Genomic DNA, 19578 nt, shown 5'->3' with positions numbered 1-19578 from the left:
TCTCCCCGGTGAGGTGGGCGAATGCCTCCTAGCGGACCCCCGCGTTCGAGCCTTGCGAAGATGTGCCAGAGTTGCGTCGTCCGCCCTGTCAGCACGTACCGTACGGCAGCACAGGCGGGACCAGGTGGGGCAGCGGGAAGGGGCAGCCGGTTTGACCACGCACGCACCGCAGGCGGGGCAGGCCGTCACGCTGCCCACGACGCTGGACGAGGCCGTGGCGGCCCTCGCCGCCCTGCCCGCCGCCGTCCCCGTCGCGGGCGGCACCGACCTGATGGCCGCCGTCAACTCCGGCCAGCTCAGGCCCGCCGCCCTGGTGGGCCTCGGCCGGATCAGCGAGATCCGCGGCTGGCAGTACCAGGACGGCCACGCACTGCTCGGCGCGGGCCTCACCCACGCCCGCATGGGCCGCCCCGACTTCGCGGCCCTGATCCCGGCGCTCGCCGCCGCGGCACGCGCCGCCGGCCCGCCGCACATCCGCAACGCGGGCACCCTGGGCGGCAACATCGCCACGGCCGCCCCCACCGGGGACGCCCTGCCGGTGCTCGCCGCCCTGGAAGCGACCCTGATCATCGCGGGCCCGGGCGGAGCCCGCCGGGAGATCCCGGTGTCGCACCTGCTGGCCGGCATGGAGATGCTGCGCGGCGGTGAACTCATCGGCTACGTGCGCGTGCCGCTGCTGCACGCCCCGCAGGTCTTCGTGAAGGCCACCGGACGCACCGGACCGGGCCGCGCGCTGGCCTCCGTCGCCCTCGTCCTCGACCCCGCCCGGCGCGGCGTGCGCTGCGCCGTAGGGGCCATAGCGCCGATGCCGCTGCGGCCCCTGGAGGCGGAGCAGTGGGTCGCGCAGCTCATCGACTGGGACAACGACCGCGCCCTCGTCCCGGAGGCCCTGCGCGCCTTCGGCGAGTACGTCGCAGCGGCCTGCATCCCCGACCCGGTGCCCGAGCCCGACGGCTCGGTGATCCCGCTTCCGCCCGCCGTACTGCACCTGCGGCGCACCGTCGCCGCGCTGGCCCGACGAGCACTGGGGAGGGCGCTGTCGTGACCGACGACCAGCACGGAGAGGGCACGCCCCGGAGCGGCGGCCGCTGGGACCCGCTGCCCCAGGGCGACTACGACGACGGCGCCACCGCCTTCGTCAGGCTCCCCGAGGGCGGCATCGACGCCCTGCTGTCCGGCGACAGCCCGCTGGCCGCGCCCGGACACGGCTATGTGCCGCCGCGCATCACGGCCACGCACGCCGACGGCACCCCGGACGGATGGCCCGCGCCCGAGGGCGGCGCCCACTGGCCCGACCCGAACGCCACGCCGGCCCCGCCGCAGGCCACGGACGACCGCTTCACGTACCGTCCCGGCGCCACCCAGCACTGGACCTTCGAGGAGCCCGCGGCACCGGCCGCCCCGGGGCACGACGTCACCGGGCAGTGGTCCATCCCCGTCGCCGGCGGCGACCTGCCGGACGAGTCCGGCGAGTTCACGACGTCGTCGCTGGTCGAGCAGTGGGGCGGCACCCCGCCGGCCACCCTGCCAGGCGGTGCGCCCGCGCCCTGGGCGACGGACGGCGCGGACCACCCGTGGGACGGCCCCCCGGCAGGCGCCGCCACGGCGCCCGCGCCGGACGCGTACGTGCCGGAGGACGGATTCGCGCGGGAGGACGGGTACGTCCCGGACGACGCGTACGTTCCCGAGGACGGGTACGTTCCGGACGACGTGTACGTCCCGGAGGACGGGTACGTCCCGGAGAACGGGTACGTCCGGCAGGAGGGGCACCTGCGGCAGGACGGGTACGGGCACGGCCCGGCCGGTCACGCGGAGGACGGCCGGGGGGAGGCCGGTCACGGCGACTTCGCTCCCGAGGAGGCCGGTCACGCCGAGGACGGTCACGTGGACGGCGACCCCGGAGACGGCGGTCACCCGGACGGCGGTCCGGCCGAGGCCGGTCGCGCGGATGCCGGCGTGGACGACGACCCGCACGGCGGTACGGCGGCACAGGCCGCGCCCGATGCGGCGCTCCCGCCCGCGGAGCCGGCTGCCGTCCCGGAGACGGAGGCGCACGGCCTCGCGGAGGCCCCTGAGCGCCCCGGTGACGCTCCGGCCGGCCAGGAGGAGCCCGCGGACCCGGCGACCGCCCCGCAGCCCGCGACAGCGGCGGCCACGGCCGCCCCCCTGGACGCGGACGCCTCCGCGTCGTATCCCGCGGACCCGGAGGACCCCGCGACGCCGCGGCCCGCCGCCGACGCGCAGGCCTCGGGCAGCCCGGCCGAGGAGACCGGCCCGGAAAGCCCCGAGGCCTCCGCCCAGGACGCCCGGGAGGCCACGGACGCCCAGGAGGACCGGGCCGCCCAGGACGCCGCCCCCGACGACGCCGGGGAACCGGCCGCCGTACCCCTCCCGCCGCACGACGACCACCCCCTCGCCTCCTACGTGCTGCGCGTCAACGGCGCCGACCGCCCGGTCACCGACGCCTGGATCGGCGAGTCGCTGCTGTACGTGCTGCGCGAACGGCTCGGTCTCGCGGGTGCCAAGGACGGCTGCTCGCAGGGCGAGTGCGGGGCGTGCAACGTGCAGGTCGACGGCCGGCTCGTGGCCTCGTGCCTGGTCCCGGCGGTCACCGCGGCCGGCAGCGAGGTGCGGACGGTCGAGGGCCTGGCCACCGACGGGCAGCCCTCCGACGTCCAGCGCGCGCTCGCCCGCTGCGGTGCCGTGCAGTGCGGCTTCTGCGTGCCCGGCATCGCGATGACCGTGCACGACCTGCTGGAGCGCAACCCGGCGCCCACCGAGCTGGAGACCCGGCAGGCCCTGTGCGGCAACCTGTGCCGCTGCTCCGGCTACCGCGGCGTGCTCGAGGCCGTCAAGGAGGTCGTCGCCGAGCGCGACGGGTCCCCGGCCGGCCCCGGGACGGACGGGGACGAGGCGCGTATCCCGCACCAGGCGGGCCCCGGCTCCGGTGGCGTCCACCCGTCGGCGTTCGAGGCACCCGGAGCGTTCGGGTCGCCGCCCGCGCCGCCCGCGCCGCCCGTGTTCGAGGCCACTCCCGACGGCTACGGCGACGCCCCCGACGGCTACGGCGACCCGCAGGACGCGTACGGCGACGCCCCCGACGCGTACGGCGACCCGCAGGACGCGTACGGCGACACCCCGGACGCGTACGGCGTGCCGGGACCGCGAGACCAGCACTACGGGCAGGACGGAGGCCTGGGGTGAGCAACGAGGCCGGCATCGCGACCACCGCGACGGAACCCGTTCCCGAAGCCGAGTCGCCGCACGGCATCGGCGTCTCCCTGCCGCACGCCGACGCCCGCGCGAAGACCGAGGGCACCTTCCCGTACGCGGCCGACCTGTGGGCCGAGGGCCTGCTGTGGGCGGCCGTGCTGCGCTCCCCGCACGCGCACGCGCGCATCGTGTCCATCGACACCACCCACGCGCGTGAGATGCCCGGCGTCCGCGCCGTCATCACCCACGAGGACGTGCCCGGCACGCCCCGCCACGGCCGGGGCGCGCCCGACCGGCCGGTGTTCGCCTCGGAGGTCGTACGCCACCACGGCGAGCCCATCGCCGCGGTCGCCGCCGACCACCCGGACACCGCGCGGATGGCCGCCGCCGCCGTCATCGTCGAGTACGAGGTGCTGGACCCCGTCACCGACCCGGAACAGGCCTTCGAGGCCGAGCCGCTGCACCCCGACGGCAACCTGATCCGGCACATCCCGCTGCGTCACGGGGACCCCGAGGCGGCCGGCGAGATCGTGGTCGAGGGCCTGTACCGCATCGGGCGCCAGGACCCGGCCCCCATCGGCGCCGAGGCCGGCCTCGCCGTGCCCCGCCCCGACGGCGGCGTGGAGCTGTACCTCGCCTCCACCGACCCGCACACCGACCGCAACACGGCCGCCGCCTGCTACGGCCTGCCCCCCGACCGGGTGAAGATCGTCGTCACGGGGGTGCCAGGCGCCACGGCGGACCGCGAGGACCAGGGCTTCCAGCTCCCGCTCGGGCTGCTCGCGCTCAGGACCGGCTGCCCGGTGAAACTCACCGCCACGCGCGAGGAGTCCTTCCTCGGCCACGCCCACCGCCACCCCACCCTGCTGCGCTACCGCCACCACGCCGACGCCGAGGGCCGGCTGGTCAAGGTCGAGGCGCAGATCCTGCTCGACGCGGGCCCGTACGCCGACACCTCCGCGGAGGCCCTCGCCGCCGCCGTCTCCTTCGCGTGCGGCCCGTACGTCGTCCCGAACGCCTTCATCGAGGGCTGGGCCGTCCGCACCAACAACCCGCCCTCCGGCCACGTACGCGGCGAGGGCGCCCTGCAGGTGTGCGCCGCCTACGAGGCGCAGATGGACAAGCTCGCGAAGAAACTCGGCCTGGACCCCGCCGAGCTCCGCCTGCGCAACGTCCTCGCCACCGGTGACGTCCTGCCGATCGGGCAGACCGTGACCTGCCCCGCGCCGGTCGCCGAACTGCTCCAGGCCGTCCGGGACGCCCCGCTGCCCGCGCTGCCCAAGGACATGCCCGAGGAGGACTGGCTGCTGCCCGGCGGCCCCGAGGGCGCGGGCGAACCCGGCGCGGTGCGCCGGGGCGTCGGCTACGGCCTGGGCATGGTGCACATGCTGGGCGCGGAGGGCGCCGACGAGGTGTCCACGGCGACGGTCAAGGTCCACGACGGCATCGCGACCGTGCTGTGCGCGGCCGTGGAGACCGGCCAGGGCTTCACCACCCTCGCCCGGCAGATCGTGCAGGAGACCCTCGGCATCGAGGAGGTCCACGTCGCCCCGGTCGACACCGACCAGCCACCGGCCGGCGCGGGCTGCCGGAGCCGGCACACCTGGGTGTCGGGCGGCGCGGTGGAACGGGCGGCGAAGATGGTCCGCACCCAGCTGCTCCAGCCCCTCGCCCACAAGTTCGGCATGTCCACCGAGCTGCTCCAGATCACCGACGGCAAGATCACGTCGTACGACGGTGTGCTCTCCACGACGGTCACCGAGGCGCTGGACGGCAAGGAGCTGTGGGCGACGGCCCAGTGCCGCCCGCACCCCACCGAGCCGCTGGACGCCGCCGGCCAGGGCGACGCCTTCGTCGGGCTCGCCTTCTGCGCGATCCGCGCGGTGGTCGACGTCGACATCGAGCTGGGCTCGGTCCGGGTGGTGGAGCTGGCGGTGGCCCAGGACGTCGGCAGGATCCTCAACCCGGCCCAGCTGACGGCCCGCATCGAGGCCGGCGTGACGCAGGGCGTCGGCATCGCGCTCACCGAGAACCTCCGCACCCCGCGCGGCCTGGTCCGCCACCCCGACCTGACCGGTTACGCCCTGCCGACCGCCCTCGACGCCCCGGACGTCCGCATCGTCAGACTCGTCGAGGAACGGGACGTCGTCGCCCCCTTCGGCGCCAAGTCGGTCAGCGCGGTCCCGGTGGTGACGGCCCCGGCGGCGATCGCCTCCGCCGTCCGCGCGGCCACCGGCCGCCCGGTCAACCGCCTCCCGATCCGCCCCCAGGCGGCCGTGGTCACCGACCGGTGAGCACCCCCGGGCGGGAGTCCGCTGCGCGTCCTTCCTGGTGAGGGCCGTTGTCAGTGGGGCGGCGTAGTGTGCGCAGCAGTCGGGGCACCTGACCGGGGGCCGCGTACGACGGGGTACGCACGCCTGTCACGCACAGGGGAGATCGCGGGGGAGCGATGAGCACGACCGAGGCCGGGATCCCGGCGATCACGCTGACCGAGGCGGAGCTGGACCGCTACGTCACCCACGCACCGACGCGCGGCCTGCTCACCGGCCCCGGACTGCCCGCGGACACCGGCCCGCTGACGTTCTCCCCGCTGCGCACGTACGGCCTGCGCACACTCGCCGACGCCACGGACGGCCCCCTCGGCCTGGCGGAGGAGCTGCGCGGCCGCCTGGTCATAGGCGAACTGCTCACCCCGGCCGGCATGGAGCGCGAGTCGATCCTGCTCGACGGCGCCACGGGCGAGCTGACGACGGCCCACCTCGTCGCGCCGACCGCGCCCCGCCCCTTCGCGCCCTCCCTGCACACGGTGCTGCGCTTCGCCGCCGTCACCGAGGAACTGGCGGGCCTGCGCGGCCGGTTCGCCACCCTGGCGGGACGGTACGGCCCCGAGACGGTGACCGAGGCCTCCCGGCGCCTCCTCGCCCTCTTCGAGGAGGGCACGGGCGGCGAGGTCCCGCCGTACTGGAAGGCGGCGGCACTGATCCGCCCGCTCTCCCTCGTCGCCGGCCCCGGCACGGCGTCGGGTCTCACCCTCGACCTCCCCGCGCGTCTCCTGGACCAGCAGTTCGGGCACGGCAGGGTGGCACGCTTCGAGGAGGTCGACTTCCCGGCGACGCTCACGCACGAACCGACGCGCCGCTTCCTGCGCGGCACGGGGCTGCCGGAGGAGGCAGTCTTCTTCCACACCGACACGGACGTGCCGCTGCCGACGCTGCGGGAGTACGTCGTACAGGAGCGCGCCGGTTACCCGGCGGACCGGCTCCCGGCCCACTGCGACCACCTGATCCGCCTCGGCTGCCTGCCGGAGGAGACCAGCCTGCTGGTCGACGGCAGAACGGGCGCGGTCCTCACCTTCGACGAGCCGGAGGCGACGCTCCACCCCCTCAACACCGACGTGTCCACCCTGGCCTTCACCCTGTGGCTCGTTCACCACGAGCGCACCATCGACGCCCACCTCGGCCACGAACTGGCGACCCGCGCCTACGACCACCTGGCCGCGGCCATGATCGAGACCCTCGACACCCTGGACCCCACAGGCACTCTGCCGTCCACCACCTGGCACTACTGGACGGACCTCTTCCAGGACGAGACGAGCGGGGTGTTCTGAACCCGCGGGCCCGGTGCGTCGGTCGCATCCGCCCACTTCGGAAGACCGAGACGGATTCGGAGTCCTGGATAGCACCCTGGCGACTGAGTAACTACAGCTCTGGGCAAGCCGGAAGGTCCGGCTTGCCCAGGGTGCTTCTGGTCAGGGAGCAAGGTCCGTCAGCGGTGCATCCTCTGGCGCGCCCAGAGGAAGCCGATCAGTCCGCCCACAGTGGCCATGTACGCGGTCAGCGGTCCGTCTTTCAGCAGGAGGCCGGGCAGGGAGATCACGGCCACGATGAGCAGCCATCCGCATCCGGCCACGACGAGGTCCGCTGAATCAGGGCGGTGTTGTCCGTTCTGCACCCGTTTCCTCATCCATCGGAGCGCGCCTGGCCTGTATCCCCGTGCACCCACGATAGCCGCTGGGGGAGGGTGTTCTATGCGCAGTGGATCGTGGCTGTTTTGGACCAGACGTTGTGGTCTCCCCAGTAGCCGTTGCCGTTGCGTAGGGTCGCGTTACCGATGTCCTCGCGGTAGACCCACCCACTGGTGGTGAGTCGTGAGCAGTCGTAGTGCAGGAGGAGCGAGAAGTTCTGGCCCTGCGTGTTCGTGTATCCCCGGACGTCCTTGGTCTTCCAGATGCCGAGCCCCTGGTACTGGCGCAGCGAGGCTTCGAAGTTGCCTTTACCTCGCTGGTTGCACAGCATCTGAGCGTCAGCCTGGATGTGCGTGTAACCCCCGTGCAGATAGGGCGCGTTGCTGTGGATCAGCTGGCAGTGAGGCTTGGCTGCCCGAGTGAGGCCCGGAGTCGGGGAGTGCGAGGCCGGAACATTGTGTTCGTCAACCGTGGTGGCCCAGCCCACCAAGTCCTCGGTGCTGTAGGTGTGCTCCGCCGAGATGTCCGGAGCTGCCCGGGCCCAGAGCTACGACAAGTGCCCACTGCCTTCGGGTCGCCACAGCCGGCTTGCTGCCCCGCGGCAGGGCGTTGCGCTCCGACCGAACCGGAATCTGAGACGGACGAGCAGACGGGCGGCACCCCGGAGGGAAGCCGCCCGTTCCTGCGCCTGGTCAGGCACTGGAGGCCGTGGCGGGATTCGAACCCACGTAACTCGCTTTGCAGGCGAGTCCCTGAACCACTCGGGCACACGGCCGTGTTGAGTTGTCGTTCCCGGCCGTGGCCACGGCCGTGTTCGTGAGACGAACGTACGGGGGTAGAGGGAGGGGCTCAAGGGGGGTGGCGGGGCTGCAACGGGACTGCCACACGGCGTTCATGAGGGGACTCGGGGCGTAGGACCAAGGGTGGAGGGACGGTCGGGCTCCTGACAGGGGCGAAGGTCTGTTGTGGGCCTTACTCTGGCGTTCATGAGTGCCCTCGAATCCCGTGACCCCGCTGTCCTCGAACCACCCCTCCAGCGGGACGACGGCGTGCTGAGCCGGGCTTACCGGGCGCTCAGTGTCGGGATCGTGTCCGTCGTCGTGCTCATCGCGTTCGAGGCGACGGCCGTGGCCACGGCCATGCCCGTCGCGGCGCGGGAACTCGACGGCGTGGCGTTGTACGCGTTCGCCTTCTCCGGATACTTCACGACCAGCCTGTTCGGGATGGTCCTCGCGGGACAGTGGTCCGACCGGCGTGGCCCCCTGGGCCCGCTCACCGCCGGCATCGGCGCCTTCGCGGCGGGCCTGGTCGTCGCCGGGACGGCCCAGGTGATGTGGGTGTTCATCCTGGGGCGGGCCGTGCAGGGGCTGGGTGGCGGACTGGTCATCGTGGCCCTGTACGTCGTCGTCGGCCGTGCCTACCCCGACCGGCTGCGGCCCGCGATCATGGCGGCCTTCGCGGCCGGCTGGGTCGTACCGTCCATCGTCGGCCCCCTCGCCTCCGGCGCCGTCACCGAGCACCTCGGCTGGCGCTGGGTGTTCCTCGGCATCCCGGCGCTCGTCGTGTTCCCCCTCGCGCTCGCCCTGCCGCAGATACGGCGGCGGGCGTCCGGCCCGGTGGACGAGGAGACCGGGGCCGGCGGCTTCGACCGGCGGCGGATCCGGCTCGCCCTGGGCATCTCCCTGGGTGCCGGGCTGCTCCAGTACGCCGCCCAGGACCTGCGTCCCCTGTCGGTGCTCCCGGGGCTGGCCGGTGCCGCGCTGGTGGTGCCCGCCGTCCGCGGACTGCTTCCCCGCGGTACCTGCCGGGCGGCCCGCGGCCTGCCCTCCGTGGTGCTGCTGCGCGGGCTGTCCGCCGGGTCGTTCATCGCCGCCGAGTCCTTCGTGCCGCTGATGCTCGTCACCCAGCGCGGGCTGTCGCCGACACTCGCCGGGTTCTCGCTGGCGGCGGGGGGCGTGACGTGGGCGCTGGGGTCGTTCGTTCAGTCGCGGGCGCGCGTGGCGCCGTACCGGGAGCGGCTCATGACCGCGGGGATGGTGCTGGTCGCCGCGGCGATCGTGACCGCCCCGAGCGTGCTGGTGCACTCGGTGCCCGTGTGGACGGTCGCCGTCGCCTGGGGGGTGGGCTGTTTCGGGATGGGGCTGGTGATCTCTTCCACGAGCGTGCTGCTGCTCCAGCTGTCCGCCCCGGAGGAGGCCGGCGCGAACTCGGCCGCCCTCCAGATCTCCGACGCGCTGTCGAACGTCGTCCTGCTGGCGGCGACCGGCGCGGCCTTCGCCGCGCTCGGCGGCGGCAGCACGTCGGCCACCACCTCCACGGCGACGGCGGCCGGCGCCGGTCATCCCGCCGCCTTCGCGGCCGTCTTCCTGCCGACGGCGGTGGTCGCGCTGGCGGGGGCGTGGGTGACGCGCCGCGTGCGGCAGCAGTGAGGGGGCGGGGCGAGAGCCCGTAGGGGCAGCCGGCGGCCGGGACACGGCGTACGGCCTGGTCATCGGCGTGCCGCCCGGCAGGAAGAGGAAAGCGACGATGATCTTGAGGCTGTGACGTGGGTCCCACCCGGGGCCGGCCCGGCCTCGTCCGGGCGTGGCCGGCCCGGCGGCGCCGGTAGGGTGGCCCGGTTGTCCTACGTAGCCGAGCCGCCCGCCCGTCACCCAAACCGCGCGCGGCCCCCTCGATTCGACCTCATGCACGGAGACCGTGACTACCACCGCCGCTTCCTCCGCCCACTCCCACCACCTGTCGCCCGCGTTCCCGGGCCGGGCCCCCTGGGGTACCGCCGGCAAGCTGCGCGCCTGGCAGCAGGGGGCGATGGAGAAGTACCTCCAGGAGCAGCCGCGTGACTTCCTCGCCGTCGCCACGCCCGGCGCCGGCAAGACCACCTTCGCGCTGACCCTCGCCTCCTGGCTGTTGCACCACCACGTCGTGCAGCAGGTGACCGTGGTCGCGCCCACCGAGCATCTGAAGAAGCAGTGGGCGGAGGCCGCGGCGCGGATAGGGATCAAGCTGGATCCCGAGTACAGCGCGGGTCCCCTCGGCCGGGAGTACGACGGGGTCGCCGTCACCTACGCCGGTGTCGGTGTCCGCCCGATGCTGCACCGCAACCGCGCCGAGCAGCGCAAGACCCTCGTCATCCTGGACGAGATCCACCACGCCGGCGACAGCAAGTCGTGGGGCGAGGCCTGTCTGGAGGCCTTCGAGCCCGCCACCCGCCGGCTGGCGCTGACCGGTACGCCGTTCCGGTCCGACACCAACCCCATCCCCTTCGTGACGTACGAGGAGGGCCTCGACGGCATCCGGCGGTCCGCCGCGGACTACACGTACGGATACGGCTCCGCCCTGTCCGACGGGGTCGTCCGGCCGGTCATCTTCCTCTCCTACAGCGGCAACATGCGCTGGCGTACGAAGGCCGGTGACGAGGTCGCCGCCCGGCTCGGCGAGCCGATGACCAAGGACGCGGTCAGCCAGGCCTGGCGTACGGCCCTCGACCCGCGCGGCGACTGGATGCCGAGCGTGCTGCGCGCCGCCGACCAGCGGCTGACCGAGGTCCGCAAGGCGATCCCGGACGCGGGCGCGCTCGTCATCGCCTCCGACCAGGACTCCGCGCGCGCCTACGCGAAGCTGATCCGGGAGATCACCGGTACGAAGGCGACGCTGGTCCTCTCCGACGACGTCGGCGCCTCGAAGCGGATCGACGAGTTCAGCGACGGCGACGACCGGTGGATGGTCGCCGTACGCATGGTGTCCGAGGGCGTCGACGTGCCGCGGCTCGCGGTCGGGGTGTACGCCACCACCATCTCCACCCCGCTGTTCTTCGCTCAGGCCGTCGGGCGTTTCGTGCGGTCCCGGCGGCGCGGCGAGACGGCGTCCGTGTTCCTGCCGACCGTGCCCGACCTGCTGACCTTCGCCAACGAGATGGAGAAGGAACGGGACCACGCCCTCGACAAGCCGAAGAAGGAGGGCGAGGAGGACCCGTACGCCGAATCCGAGAAGGAGATGGAGGAGGCGAACAAGCAGGAGGACGAGGACACCGGCGAGCAGGACATGCTGCCCTTCGAGGCGCTGGAGTCCGATGCCGTCTTCGACCGGGTGCTGTACGACGGCGCCGAGTTCGGCATGCAGGCCCACCCCGGCAGCGAGGAGGAGCGGGACTACCTCGGCATTCCCGGACTGCTGGAGCCGGACCAGGTGCAGATGCTGCTGCAGAAGCGGCAGGCCCGGCAGATCGCGCACAGCCGGAAGAAGCCGGACACCGAGGCCGACCTGCTGGAGGTACCGGCCGAGCGGCGGCCGGTGGTCACGCACAAGGAGCTGATGGAGCTGCGCAAGCAGCTCAACACGATGGTCGGCGCGTACGTGCACCAGAGCGGCAAGCCGCACGGGGTGATCCACACCGAGCTGCGGCGGGTGTGCGGGGGGCCGCCGAGCGCGGAGGCGACCGCGGGGCAGTTGCGGCAGCGCATCGCGAAGGTGCAGGAGTGGGCCACCCGGATGCGGTGACGTCCCCCCACGTCGGGGGTCGCGCGTATCCGGACGAATGGAGGCAGGTCGGATCCGGGTGTGCCCGGATTGTGGACGAAGTCTTCCGCTCAGCGAACCGGCTTCGCTACTGTCCCGCTACGCACACGCCCCGTGGCAGCGCCGCCGCGGAGCGCAGCCGTGAAGCGACTCGGCCCGCCAGCCGCCGGGCCGTCCTGCCGATCGGCGGCCTCTGAAGCGCGTCGCCGACGGGACTCGGCGACGCATCCGCCGCTCAGGGGCTGCCGGCCTCACCACCAAAGGAGTGGGCGTCGTGACCGCGGAGACCTCTCAGACGCTCGACCGGGGACTGCGCGTCCTCAAACTGCTCGCCGACACCGACCACGGACTGACCGTCACCGAGTTGTCCACCAAACTGGGCGTGAACCGCACCGTGGTCTACCGGCTGCTCGCCACACTGGAACAGCACGCGCTCGTACGGCGTGACCTGGGCGGCCGGGCCCGGGTCGGGCTCGGGGTGCTGCGGCTCGGCCGGCAGGTGCATCCGCTGGTACGGGAGGCCGCGCTGCCCGCGCTGCGGTCGCTCGCCGAGGACATAGGGGCGACCGCGCACCTGACCCTGGTGGACGGTTCCGAGGCGCTGGCCGTCGCGGTGGTGGAGCCGACGTGGACGGACTACCACGTGGCCTACCGGGCCGGGTTCCGCCACCCCCTGGACCGGGGCGCGGCCGGCCGGGCGATCCTCGCCGCGCGGCAGTCGCCGTCCGCCGATCCCGGGTACACGCTCACGCACGGTGAGCTGGAGGCGGGGGCGAGCGGGGCCGCGGCGCCGCTGGTCGGGGTCACCGGGGTCGAGGGCAGCGTGGGCGTCGTGATGCTGACGGACTCCGTGCCGGAGCGCGTGGGCCCGCGGGTGGTGGAGGCGGCCCGGGAGGTCGCGGAGGCCCTGCGCTGAACCACGGTGGAGCGGGTACCCCCCCGCCGCGGGACCCCGTGCCCGCGGACACCGGACGGTGTGCGCCGTCCGGTGTGCGGTGGACGCCGCACGGGCGGGGCGGGGACGCACGTTAGATTGACTCCGTGCTCTCACGTCTCACACGCCCCCAGGCCCTGGCCGTCTGCGCGCTGCCCGTCGTGGCCCTGATAGCCACGGCCGTGTTCGCGCCGCTGCCGTTCTCGGTGGCGCAGCCCGGCATGACGGCGAACGTGCTCGGCGAGAACAAGGGCACCCCGGTGATCACCGTCTCCGGTGCGGCGACCCGGCGGACCAGCGGGCAGTTGCGCATGACCACGATCGAGGCGACCGGCCCGGACGCCCGCGTGTCCCTCGCCGACGTGTTCGGCAACTGGTTCCGCACCGACCGGGCCGTCATGCCGCGCGGCTCGGTCTATCCGAGCGGTGGCACCGTCGAGGAGATCGAGAAGCACAACGCGGCACAGATGCGGCAGTCCCAGCACGCGGCGGGCCAGGCGGCCCTTAAGTACCTGCACCTGAACGCCGACAAGGTCAGGGTCTCGCTCGACCTCGCCGACGTGGGCGGGCCCAGCGCGGGACTGCTGTTCACCCTGGGCATCGTCGACAAGCTGGACGGTGACGGCGGCGGCGGCGACCTCACGGGGGGCCGCACGATCGCCGGTACGGGCACGATCGACGCCGACGGCAGGGTCGGCGCGGTCGGCGGGGTGGCCCTGAAGACCAAGGCCGCGCGCCGGGACGGGGCCACCGTCTTCCTGGTGCCGAAGGCGGAGTGCGCCGATGCCGGGTCGGAACTGCCGAAGGGCCTGCGGCTGGTCCCGGTGACCACGCTGAAGGGCGCGGTCGACTCCCTGGTGGCCCTGGAGAAGGGCAAGGGTCCGGTCCCGAGCTGCTAGGGCCTCTCTTTCGGATCTTGCCGGCGGCCGGGGAAGGGTCCCGCGTCCCGAGCCGGGTCGGCCGCGTCCCCGCGCCGGACGCGGCTGTACGGCTCCTCCGCCCGGGGCACGCCCCGCCGGCTCACTCACCGAGGGCCGCCTGCTCCACCAGCGGGATGATCCGCAGCGGAACCGGGTTCTCCATGACGATCGTCGTGGACGCCCGCACAATGCCGTCGAAGCCGACGACCCGGTCGATCACCCGCTGGAGATCGGCGTTCGAGCGGGCCACCAGCCGGCACAGCATGTCCCCGTTGCCGGTGGTGGTCAGCAGCTCCAGCACCTCGGGCACGGTCGCCAAGTGGGCCCGTACGTCGGCTCCCTGACCCTGGCGGATCTCCAGTGTGGCGAACGCGGTGACCGGGTAGCCGAGGGCCGCCGGGTCCACCTGGGGGCCGAATCCGCGGATGACTCCGTTCGACTGGAGCCGGTCGAGGCGCGCCTGCACCGTGCCCCGGGCGACGCCCAGCCGCCGGGACATCTCCAGCACCCCGATGCGGGGCTCCTCGGCCAGCAGCACGATGATGCGGCCGTCCAGATGATCGATCGCCACGGGACCCCCCGAGTTGGTCAGCCTGTACAGAAAGTGCGCCGGAATGGGCGTTTCACTGTTCAGATTGCCCAGCGAAGACGCGAACTATTGCGCAGCTTGCAGAGCAGCGGGACTCTTCCGCTATGACGCAGACCACACACCACACTCCCGAGACGACCGCCCGGCAGGCCGACCCCTTCCCGGTCAAGGGAATGGACGCGGTCGTCTTCGCCGTGGGCAACGCCAAGCAGGCGGCGCACTACTACTCCACCGCCTTCGGCATGCGGCTGGTCGCCTACTCCGGGCCGGAGAACGGCAGCCGCGAGACCGCGAGCTACGTGCTGGAGAACGGCTCCGCCCGCTTCGTCCTCACCTCGGTGATCAAGCCGGCGACCCCCTGGGGCCACTTCCTCGCCCAGCACGTGGCCGAGCACGGTGACGGCGTCGTCGACCTGGCCATCGAGGTCCCCGACGCCCGCCGCGCCTACGCCTACGCCATCGAGCACGGCGCCCGCTCGGTCGCCGAGCCGTACGAGGTGAAGGACGAGCACGGCACGGTCGTCCTCGCCGCGATCGCCACCTACGGCGAGACCCGTCACACCCTGGTCGAGCGCACCGGCTACGACGGCCCCTACCTGCCCGGCTACACCGCCGCCGCGCCGCTCGTCGAGCCGCCCGCCCAGCGCACCTTCCAGGCCGTCGACCACTGCGTCGGCAACGTCGAACTCGGCCGGATGAACGAGTGGGTCCGGTTCTACAACACGGTCATGGGCTTCACGAACATGAAGGAGTTCGTGGGCGACGACATCGCCACCGAGTACAGCGCGCTGATGTCGAAGGTCGTCGCGGACGGCACCCTGAAGGTGAAGTTCCCGATCAACGAGCCCGCGATCGCCAAGAAGAAGTCGCAGATCGACGAGTACCTGGAGTTCTACGGCGGCGCGGGCGTCCAGCACATCGCGCTCAACACCAACGACATCGTGCAGACGGTCCGCACCATGCGCGCGGCCGGCGTCGAGTTCCTCGACACCCCCGACTCCTACTACGACACCCTCGGCGAGTGGGTCGGCGACACCCGCGTGCCCGTCGACACCCTGCGCGAGCTGAAGATCCTTGCCGACCGCGACGAGGACGGCTACCTGCTCCAGATCTTCACCAAGCCCGTCCAGGACCGGCCGACCGTCTTCTTCGAACTCATCGAGCGGCACGGTTCGATGGGCTTCGGCAAGGGCAACTTCAAGGCACTGTTCGAGGCGATCGAACGCGAGCAGGACAAGCGGGGCAACCTGTAACCGCCGGGGCCCCGCAGGGCCGTCCAGGGGGGACCGTGGAGGAACGCATCGACCTCGCCGCACCGGCCGTCCGCTGGCTGCGGGAGAAGGACACGCTGCGCGAACCCACGGTCCTCCAGTCGTTCGCCTTCGACGAGGTCCACCACCACCTGTACGTCCTCCAGCTCACCCGCGGCGGCCGGGACGCCGGCGACCTGTGCCTCAACCGCCTGGACCTCCGGGGCAGGCGCCTCGGCCACATGTACCTCCGCGGCTTCGGGCACGGCGTGAGCATGGGGGTCCAGCACGACACCGACGGCACGGTGTGGATCTGGACCGAGGCGGACGCCGCCGGCGGCTACGGCCGGGGCGTCACCCGCTTCAGGTTCGTGAACGGGGCGACCCGCACGGCCGGGGATGTCCGGATCCGCCACCCGGTCGAGGGCTCGCACGGCAACCAGCCCACGGTCTGCCCGGCCACCGGCCGCCTGGCCGTCCGCTACCGCCTGCGCGGCACCCCGCGCTACCGCGTCTGGGACCTGGCCGCGTTCACCGCCCGCGACTACGCCTCCCCGCTCGCCGACCTCGCCCAGACCGGCACCCACCCCGACCCGGCCGCACCCTTCCAGGGGTACGCCCTGCACGGCGACCACCTCTACCAGCTCGCGGGTTCCGCCTACGACGCGCGCACCAACCGGCCCGCCGGCCACGGCGACACCCACCTCTCCTGCCTGGACATCCGCACCGGCGAACTCGTCGCCCGCCACCGCACCGAGGCGGCCTACTCCCTCGACCACCGTGAACCGGAGGGCCTCGCCGTCCGCCGCACCGGCACCCCGCGCCTGTACCTGGGCTTCGCGTCGGGGAAGGAGGGCGCACGCAAGTTCTCGATCTACTACAAGTGATCCCTCACCGGCGGGGTTCCCCGCCCTCTTCTCCTTCCACGCCCTCCTCGCCGGGTGGTTCGTCGGGTGGGGGTTCGCCCAGTGTCCGTAGTGCCGTCCGGGCCACCGGTACATCCAGGGGCGAGAAGTACGGGTTGATCCGCAGCGCCTCCTCGAGATGCCGTCGCGCGGGCCCGTACAGCTCCAGCTCGCCCTCGATCACGCCCCGGTGGAACGCGTACAGCGCGCTGCGCACCCCGCCGGCCTTCGTCTTGTCCGTCGCCGCGGACGCGTAGGCCAGCGCCTCCTCGTTCTCCCCGGCCCGGTGCAGCGCCCAGCCCAGCGCGTCGGCGACCTCGGTCCCCGGCTGCCGCCGCCACTCGTCCCGCAACCGCTCCACGGCGTCCGGCGCCTCCCCGTGGTCCGCCTCGAACCGCCCGATCAGCAGCTCCTCGTCGACCCCGCCCGCCACCGCCCGCCGTACCGCCGCCCGCAACCGCGCGTACTGCTCCGCGGCGAGCCGCTCCTGCCCCAGCGACTCGTACAGCTCACCCAGCTCCAGCAGGACCGCCGGGTCCGGCTGCCGGGCCAGGGCCGCGCGGTAGCCGCTCAGCGCCTCCGGCGTACGCCCCAGCGCGGCCAGCGTCCGTGCCCGCCCGGCCGGCGCCGCCGGCTGGTCCGGGTCGAGGCGCAGCGCGGCCTCGAAGTGCCGCAGCGCGTCCGGCAGGTCCCCGCGCTCCCAGGCCAGCTGACCCACCCCGGTCAGCCACGCCGCCTGCTCGGCCGGGGTGCGGGCGGCGGCCGCCGCGTCGGTCAGCTGGGCGACCGCGTCCTCGCGCCAGCCCCGGTCCCGGTACACCGCCGCGGCCCGCGCCATCACGGCCGGCCGCACCTGCGCGCCGGTGCGCAGCCCCAGCAGCTTGTCCAGGGTCCGCTGGGCCGCCTTGTGGTCGCCGAGCCCGGTGTACGCGTCGATCAGCGGCGGATACGCCGACCACCGCCCGGGCGCCGCCTTCAGCGCCTCCTCGCCGTACCGTTTCGCCGTCGGAAAGTCCCGGCGGGCCAGCGCCAGCGCGGCCAGCCCGTCCAGTGCCTCGGTGTTGCGCGTGCCGCGCACCTCCAGCGAGGTTCGCAGCGCCCGGTCGGCCCGCGGATAGTCCGCCGCGTCACCCGTGCGGCGCCCCCGCTCCGCGTACGCCGCCCCCAGTACCGCCCACGCCCGCGCGTCCCGCGGCCGTACCCGCACCCGCTGCTCCTGCCGGGCCACGAGCGCCGTCAGGCCGGGCAGCGCGGCGGGCACCCCGTAGGTCACCGCCGTCAGCGCCTGCGGGAGCGGGCCCGCGGCGGGCGGTACGGCGGGTGCCACAGCGGGCCGCCGCCGCTCCTGCGGCAGCAGTGTCAGCACCGCGCCCGCGACGACACCGCCCGCCAGCGCGGCGACGAGCACCCGCCACAGCGCCCGCCGGAAACGGCGCGGTGGCCGGGCCGGCCGGGACGTGCCCGGCTCGCACAGTCGGTCGTTCATAAGGCTTACTGTGCGTCAATATGACGAACACATCCGGGTGGCCCAAGGGCGGCGCGGACGGGGTTCACACCGATGGCCGTGAGTGCGAACCTGTGATCATGAGCCGTATCGAAGCGACGCACGACGCGGAGACGAGCACTCTCACCGACCGGCTCCTGGCCGGCCTGCCGCCCGAGGCCGTCCTGACCGACCCCGACGTCACCGCCTCCTACTCCCACGACATGGCGAGCTTCTGCCCGGCCGGTGCCCCCGCCGTCGTCGTACTGCCGCGCACGGTCGAGGAGGTGCGGCACGTCATGCGCACCGCCACCGAGCTGCGCGTCCCCGTCGTCCCTCAGGGCGCCCGCACCGGCCTGTCCGGCGGCGCCAACGCCACCGACGGCTGCATCGTGCTCTCCCTCACGAAGATGGACCGCGTCCTGGAGATCAGCCCCGTCGACCGGATCGCCGTGGTCGAGGCAGGCGTGGTCAACGCGGTCCTGTCCCGCGCGGTGGCGGAACACGGCCTGTACTACCCGCCGGACCCCTCCAGCTGGGAGACGTGCACCATCGGCGGCAACATCGGCACGGCCTCCGGCGGCCTGTGCTGCGTCAAGTACGGCGTGACCGCCGAGTACGTCCTCGGCCTGGACGTCGTCCTCGCCGACGGCCGCCTGCTGTCCACCGGCCGCCGTACCGCCAAGGGCGTCGCCGGCTACGACCTGACCCGCCTCTTCGTCGGCTCCGAGGGCTCCCTCGGCATCGTGGTCCGCGCGGTCCTCGCCCTGAAGCCCCAGCCGCCCCGGCAGCTCGTCCTGGCCGCCGAGTTCCCCTCCGCGACCGCCGCCTGCGACGCCGTCTGCCGGATCATGGCGGGCGGTCACGTCCCCTCCCTCCTCGAACTGATGGACCGTACGACCGTCAAGGCCGTCAACGCCCTCGCCCGCATGGGCCTGCCGGAGACCACCGAGGCGCTGCTGCTGGCCGCCTTCGACACCCCGGACCCCGCCGCCGACCTCGCCGCCGTCGGCGCCCTGTGCGAGGCGGCCGGCGCCACCCAGGTCGTCCCCGCCGAGGACGCCGCCGAGTCCGAGCTGCTGCTCCAGGCCCGGCGGCTCGCGCTGACGGCGCTGGAGGCGGTCAAGGGCACCACGATGATCGACGACGTGTGCGTGCCCCGCTCGCGACTCGGCGCCATGCTGGAGGGCGTCGAGCGGATCGCCGCCGCGTACGGCCTGACCATCGGTGTCTGCGCGCACGCCGGTGACGGCAACACCCACCCCACCGTCTGCTTCGACGCCGGCGACCCCGACGAGTCCCGGCGGGCCCGCGAGTCCTTCGACGAGATCATGGCCCTGGGCCTGCGGCTGGGCGGCACCATCACCGGCGAACACGGGGTCGGCGTTCTGAAGAAGGAATGGCTGGCCCGCGAGATCGGCCCCGTCGGGGTGGAGATGCAGCGGGCGGTGAAGCAGGTCTTCGACCCGCTCGGCATCCTCAACCCCGGCAAGCTCTTCTGACCGTCCGCCTTCCCCGGCCACACCCGTACGCCCCCGTCCCCGCACGGCCGGAAAGCGGGCGAACGTCCAGCCGACCGGGTGCTCGGAGCCGATGTGGAAGGTGACGTGGACGGCGTAGGGATCGTCGGAGCGGTAGCCGAGCCGAGCCGAGCCGAGCCGGGACCGGGATGCTCCGTTCCGGCGACGGAATCAGCCTCAGCTCCAGCTCCCGTTCTCCGGTCGGGGCCGCTCGGACCGGGCCCGCACCGGGGGAGAGGCGGTGGAAGCCGGGTCATCACGCGGGTTCGGCGGTGTTCTCTCCGC

Annotated in this window: 15 protein-coding genes, 1 tRNA gene and 1 pseudogene; 11 read left to right on the top strand and 6 right to left on the bottom strand. The window is 73.6% G+C overall.

The window, feature by feature from the left end; all coding sequences use genetic code 11:
• Positions 1-151: 151 nt before the first annotated feature.
• The 4 genes from ACF1BE_RS16965 (at position 152) to ACF1BE_RS16950 (ending at position 6820) form a co-directional block, all read left to right on the top strand.
• A complete protein-coding gene (locus tag ACF1BE_RS16965; RefSeq protein ID WP_392199807.1) occupies positions 152-1045 on the top strand; it encodes an FAD binding domain-containing protein in 894 nt (297 codons plus the stop codon).
• Complete coding sequence (locus ACF1BE_RS16960) at positions 1042-3204, top strand: 2Fe-2S iron-sulfur cluster-binding protein (RefSeq protein WP_392199806.1); 2163 nt, start codon at positions 1042-1044, stop codon at positions 3202-3204. The genes ACF1BE_RS16965 and ACF1BE_RS16960 overlap by 4 nt, the downstream gene beginning before the upstream one ends.
• On the top strand, positions 3201-5507 hold the full coding sequence (locus ACF1BE_RS16955; protein ID WP_392199805.1) for a xanthine dehydrogenase family protein molybdopterin-binding subunit: 2307 nt from the start codon (positions 3201-3203) through the stop codon (positions 5505-5507). The genes ACF1BE_RS16960 and ACF1BE_RS16955 overlap by 4 nt, the downstream gene beginning before the upstream one ends.
• A 155-nt stretch (positions 5508-5662) precedes the next feature.
• Positions 5663-6820, top strand: a complete 1158-nt coding sequence (locus ACF1BE_RS16950) for an SUKH-4 family immunity protein (RefSeq protein WP_392199804.1) — start codon at positions 5663-5665, stop codon at positions 6818-6820.
• Between the two features lie 158 nt (positions 6821-6978).
• Here ACF1BE_RS16950 and ACF1BE_RS16945 read toward each other — a convergent pair whose 3' ends face one another.
• The 3 genes from ACF1BE_RS16945 to ACF1BE_RS16935 form a co-directional block, all read right to left on the bottom strand.
• Positions 6979-7164 (bottom strand): hypothetical protein, encoded by a 186-nt coding sequence (locus ACF1BE_RS16945; protein WP_392199803.1) that lies wholly within the window; start codon positions 7162-7164, stop codon positions 6979-6981.
• A gap of 74 nt (positions 7165-7238) precedes the next feature.
• Positions 7239-7664, bottom strand: coding sequence for a hypothetical protein (locus tag ACF1BE_RS16940; protein WP_392199802.1), 426 nt, complete (start codon positions 7662-7664; stop codon positions 7239-7241).
• A 213-nt stretch (positions 7665-7877) separates the two neighbouring features.
• Positions 7878-7952, bottom strand: a tRNA-Cys gene (locus ACF1BE_RS16935).
• Positions 7953-8163: 211 nt separating this feature from the next.
• Between ACF1BE_RS16935 and ACF1BE_RS16930 the strand changes: the two genes are divergently transcribed.
• The 4 genes from ACF1BE_RS16930 (at position 8164) to ACF1BE_RS16915 (ending at position 13525) form a co-directional block, all read left to right on the top strand.
• Positions 8164-9606 (top strand): MFS transporter, encoded by a 1443-nt coding sequence (locus ACF1BE_RS16930; RefSeq protein ID WP_392199801.1) that lies wholly within the window; start codon positions 8164-8166, stop codon positions 9604-9606.
• A 268-nt stretch (positions 9607-9874) separates the two neighbouring features.
• Positions 9875-11674, top strand: a complete 1800-nt coding sequence (locus tag ACF1BE_RS16925; protein ID WP_392199800.1) for a DEAD/DEAH box helicase — start codon at positions 9875-9877, stop codon at positions 11672-11674.
• A gap of 292 nt (positions 11675-11966) precedes the next feature.
• A complete protein-coding gene (locus ACF1BE_RS16920) occupies positions 11967-12608 on the top strand; it encodes an IclR family transcriptional regulator (protein ID WP_121788513.1) in 642 nt (213 codons plus the stop codon).
• Positions 12609-12733: 125 nt separating this feature from the next.
• Complete coding sequence (locus ACF1BE_RS16915) at positions 12734-13525, top strand: S16 family serine protease (RefSeq protein ID WP_392199799.1); 792 nt, start codon at positions 12734-12736, stop codon at positions 13523-13525.
• A 121-nt stretch (positions 13526-13646) separates the two neighbouring features.
• Here ACF1BE_RS16915 and ACF1BE_RS16910 read toward each other — a convergent pair whose 3' ends face one another.
• Positions 13647-14117, bottom strand: coding sequence for an Lrp/AsnC family transcriptional regulator (locus tag ACF1BE_RS16910; RefSeq protein ID WP_392199798.1), 471 nt, complete (start codon positions 14115-14117; stop codon positions 13647-13649).
• Between the two features lie 122 nt (positions 14118-14239).
• On the opposite strand from ACF1BE_RS16910, the gene hppD reads away from it, so the two are divergent.
• Together hppD and ACF1BE_RS16900 are read left to right on the top strand one after the other, a co-directional pair.
• Positions 14240-15388 carry a 4-hydroxyphenylpyruvate dioxygenase gene (gene hppD / locus ACF1BE_RS16905; RefSeq protein ID WP_392199797.1) on the top strand — a complete coding sequence of 383 codons (1149 nt, stop codon included), beginning with the start codon at positions 14240-14242 and terminating at the stop codon, positions 15386-15388.
• Between the two features lie 35 nt (positions 15389-15423).
• Positions 15424-16272: a Teichoic acid biosynthesis protein C (Precursor) gene (locus tag ACF1BE_RS16900; RefSeq protein ID WP_392199796.1), complete on the top strand. Its 849-nt coding sequence runs from the start codon at positions 15424-15426 to the stop codon at positions 16270-16272.
• Positions 16273-16276: 4 nt separating this feature from the next.
• Here ACF1BE_RS16900 and ACF1BE_RS16895 read toward each other — a convergent pair whose 3' ends face one another.
• Positions 16277-17776, bottom strand: coding sequence for a tetratricopeptide repeat protein (locus ACF1BE_RS16895; protein WP_392199795.1), 1500 nt, complete (start codon positions 17774-17776; stop codon positions 16277-16279).
• A gap of 92 nt (positions 17777-17868) precedes the next feature.
• Here ACF1BE_RS16895 and ACF1BE_RS16890 point away from each other — a divergent pair, with 92 nt between their 5' ends.
• On the top strand, positions 17869-19275 hold the full coding sequence (locus ACF1BE_RS16890) for an FAD-binding oxidoreductase (RefSeq protein ID WP_392199873.1): 1407 nt from the start codon (positions 17869-17871) through the stop codon (positions 19273-19275).
• Here the strand turns inward: ACF1BE_RS16890 and ACF1BE_RS16885 are convergent.
• Positions 19239-19480: pseudogene (locus ACF1BE_RS16885) on the bottom strand (SsgA family sporulation/cell division regulator); the annotation flags it as partial. The gene ACF1BE_RS16890 and the pseudogene ACF1BE_RS16885 overlap by 37 nt on opposite strands.
• Between the last annotated feature and the right edge of the window lie 98 nt (positions 19481-19578).

The sequence above is a fragment of the Streptomyces sp. NPDC014991 genome (assembly GCF_043080665.1).
GTDB lineage: Bacteria > Actinomycetota > Actinomycetes > Streptomycetales > Streptomycetaceae > Streptomyces.
The sequence above is the reverse complement of the archived record's forward strand: the minus strand, read 5'-3'. Positions and strand labels throughout refer to the sequence as shown.

Coding starts and splice junctions, on each gene's coding strand:
- ACF1BE_RS16950 (WP_392199804.1), top strand. CDS start 5,663: ATGAGCACGACCGAGGCCGGGATCCCGGCGATCACGCTGACCGAGGCG.
- ACF1BE_RS16930 (WP_392199801.1), top strand. CDS start 8,164: ATGAGTGCCCTCGAATCCCGTGACCCCGCTGTCCTCGAACCACCCCTC.
- hppD (WP_392199797.1), top strand. CDS start 14,240: ATGACGCAGACCACACACCACACTCCCGAGACGACCGCCCGGCAGGCC.
- ACF1BE_RS16895 (WP_392199795.1), bottom strand. CDS start 17,776: ATGAACGACCGACTGTGCGAGCCGGGCACGTCCCGGCCGGCCCGGCCA.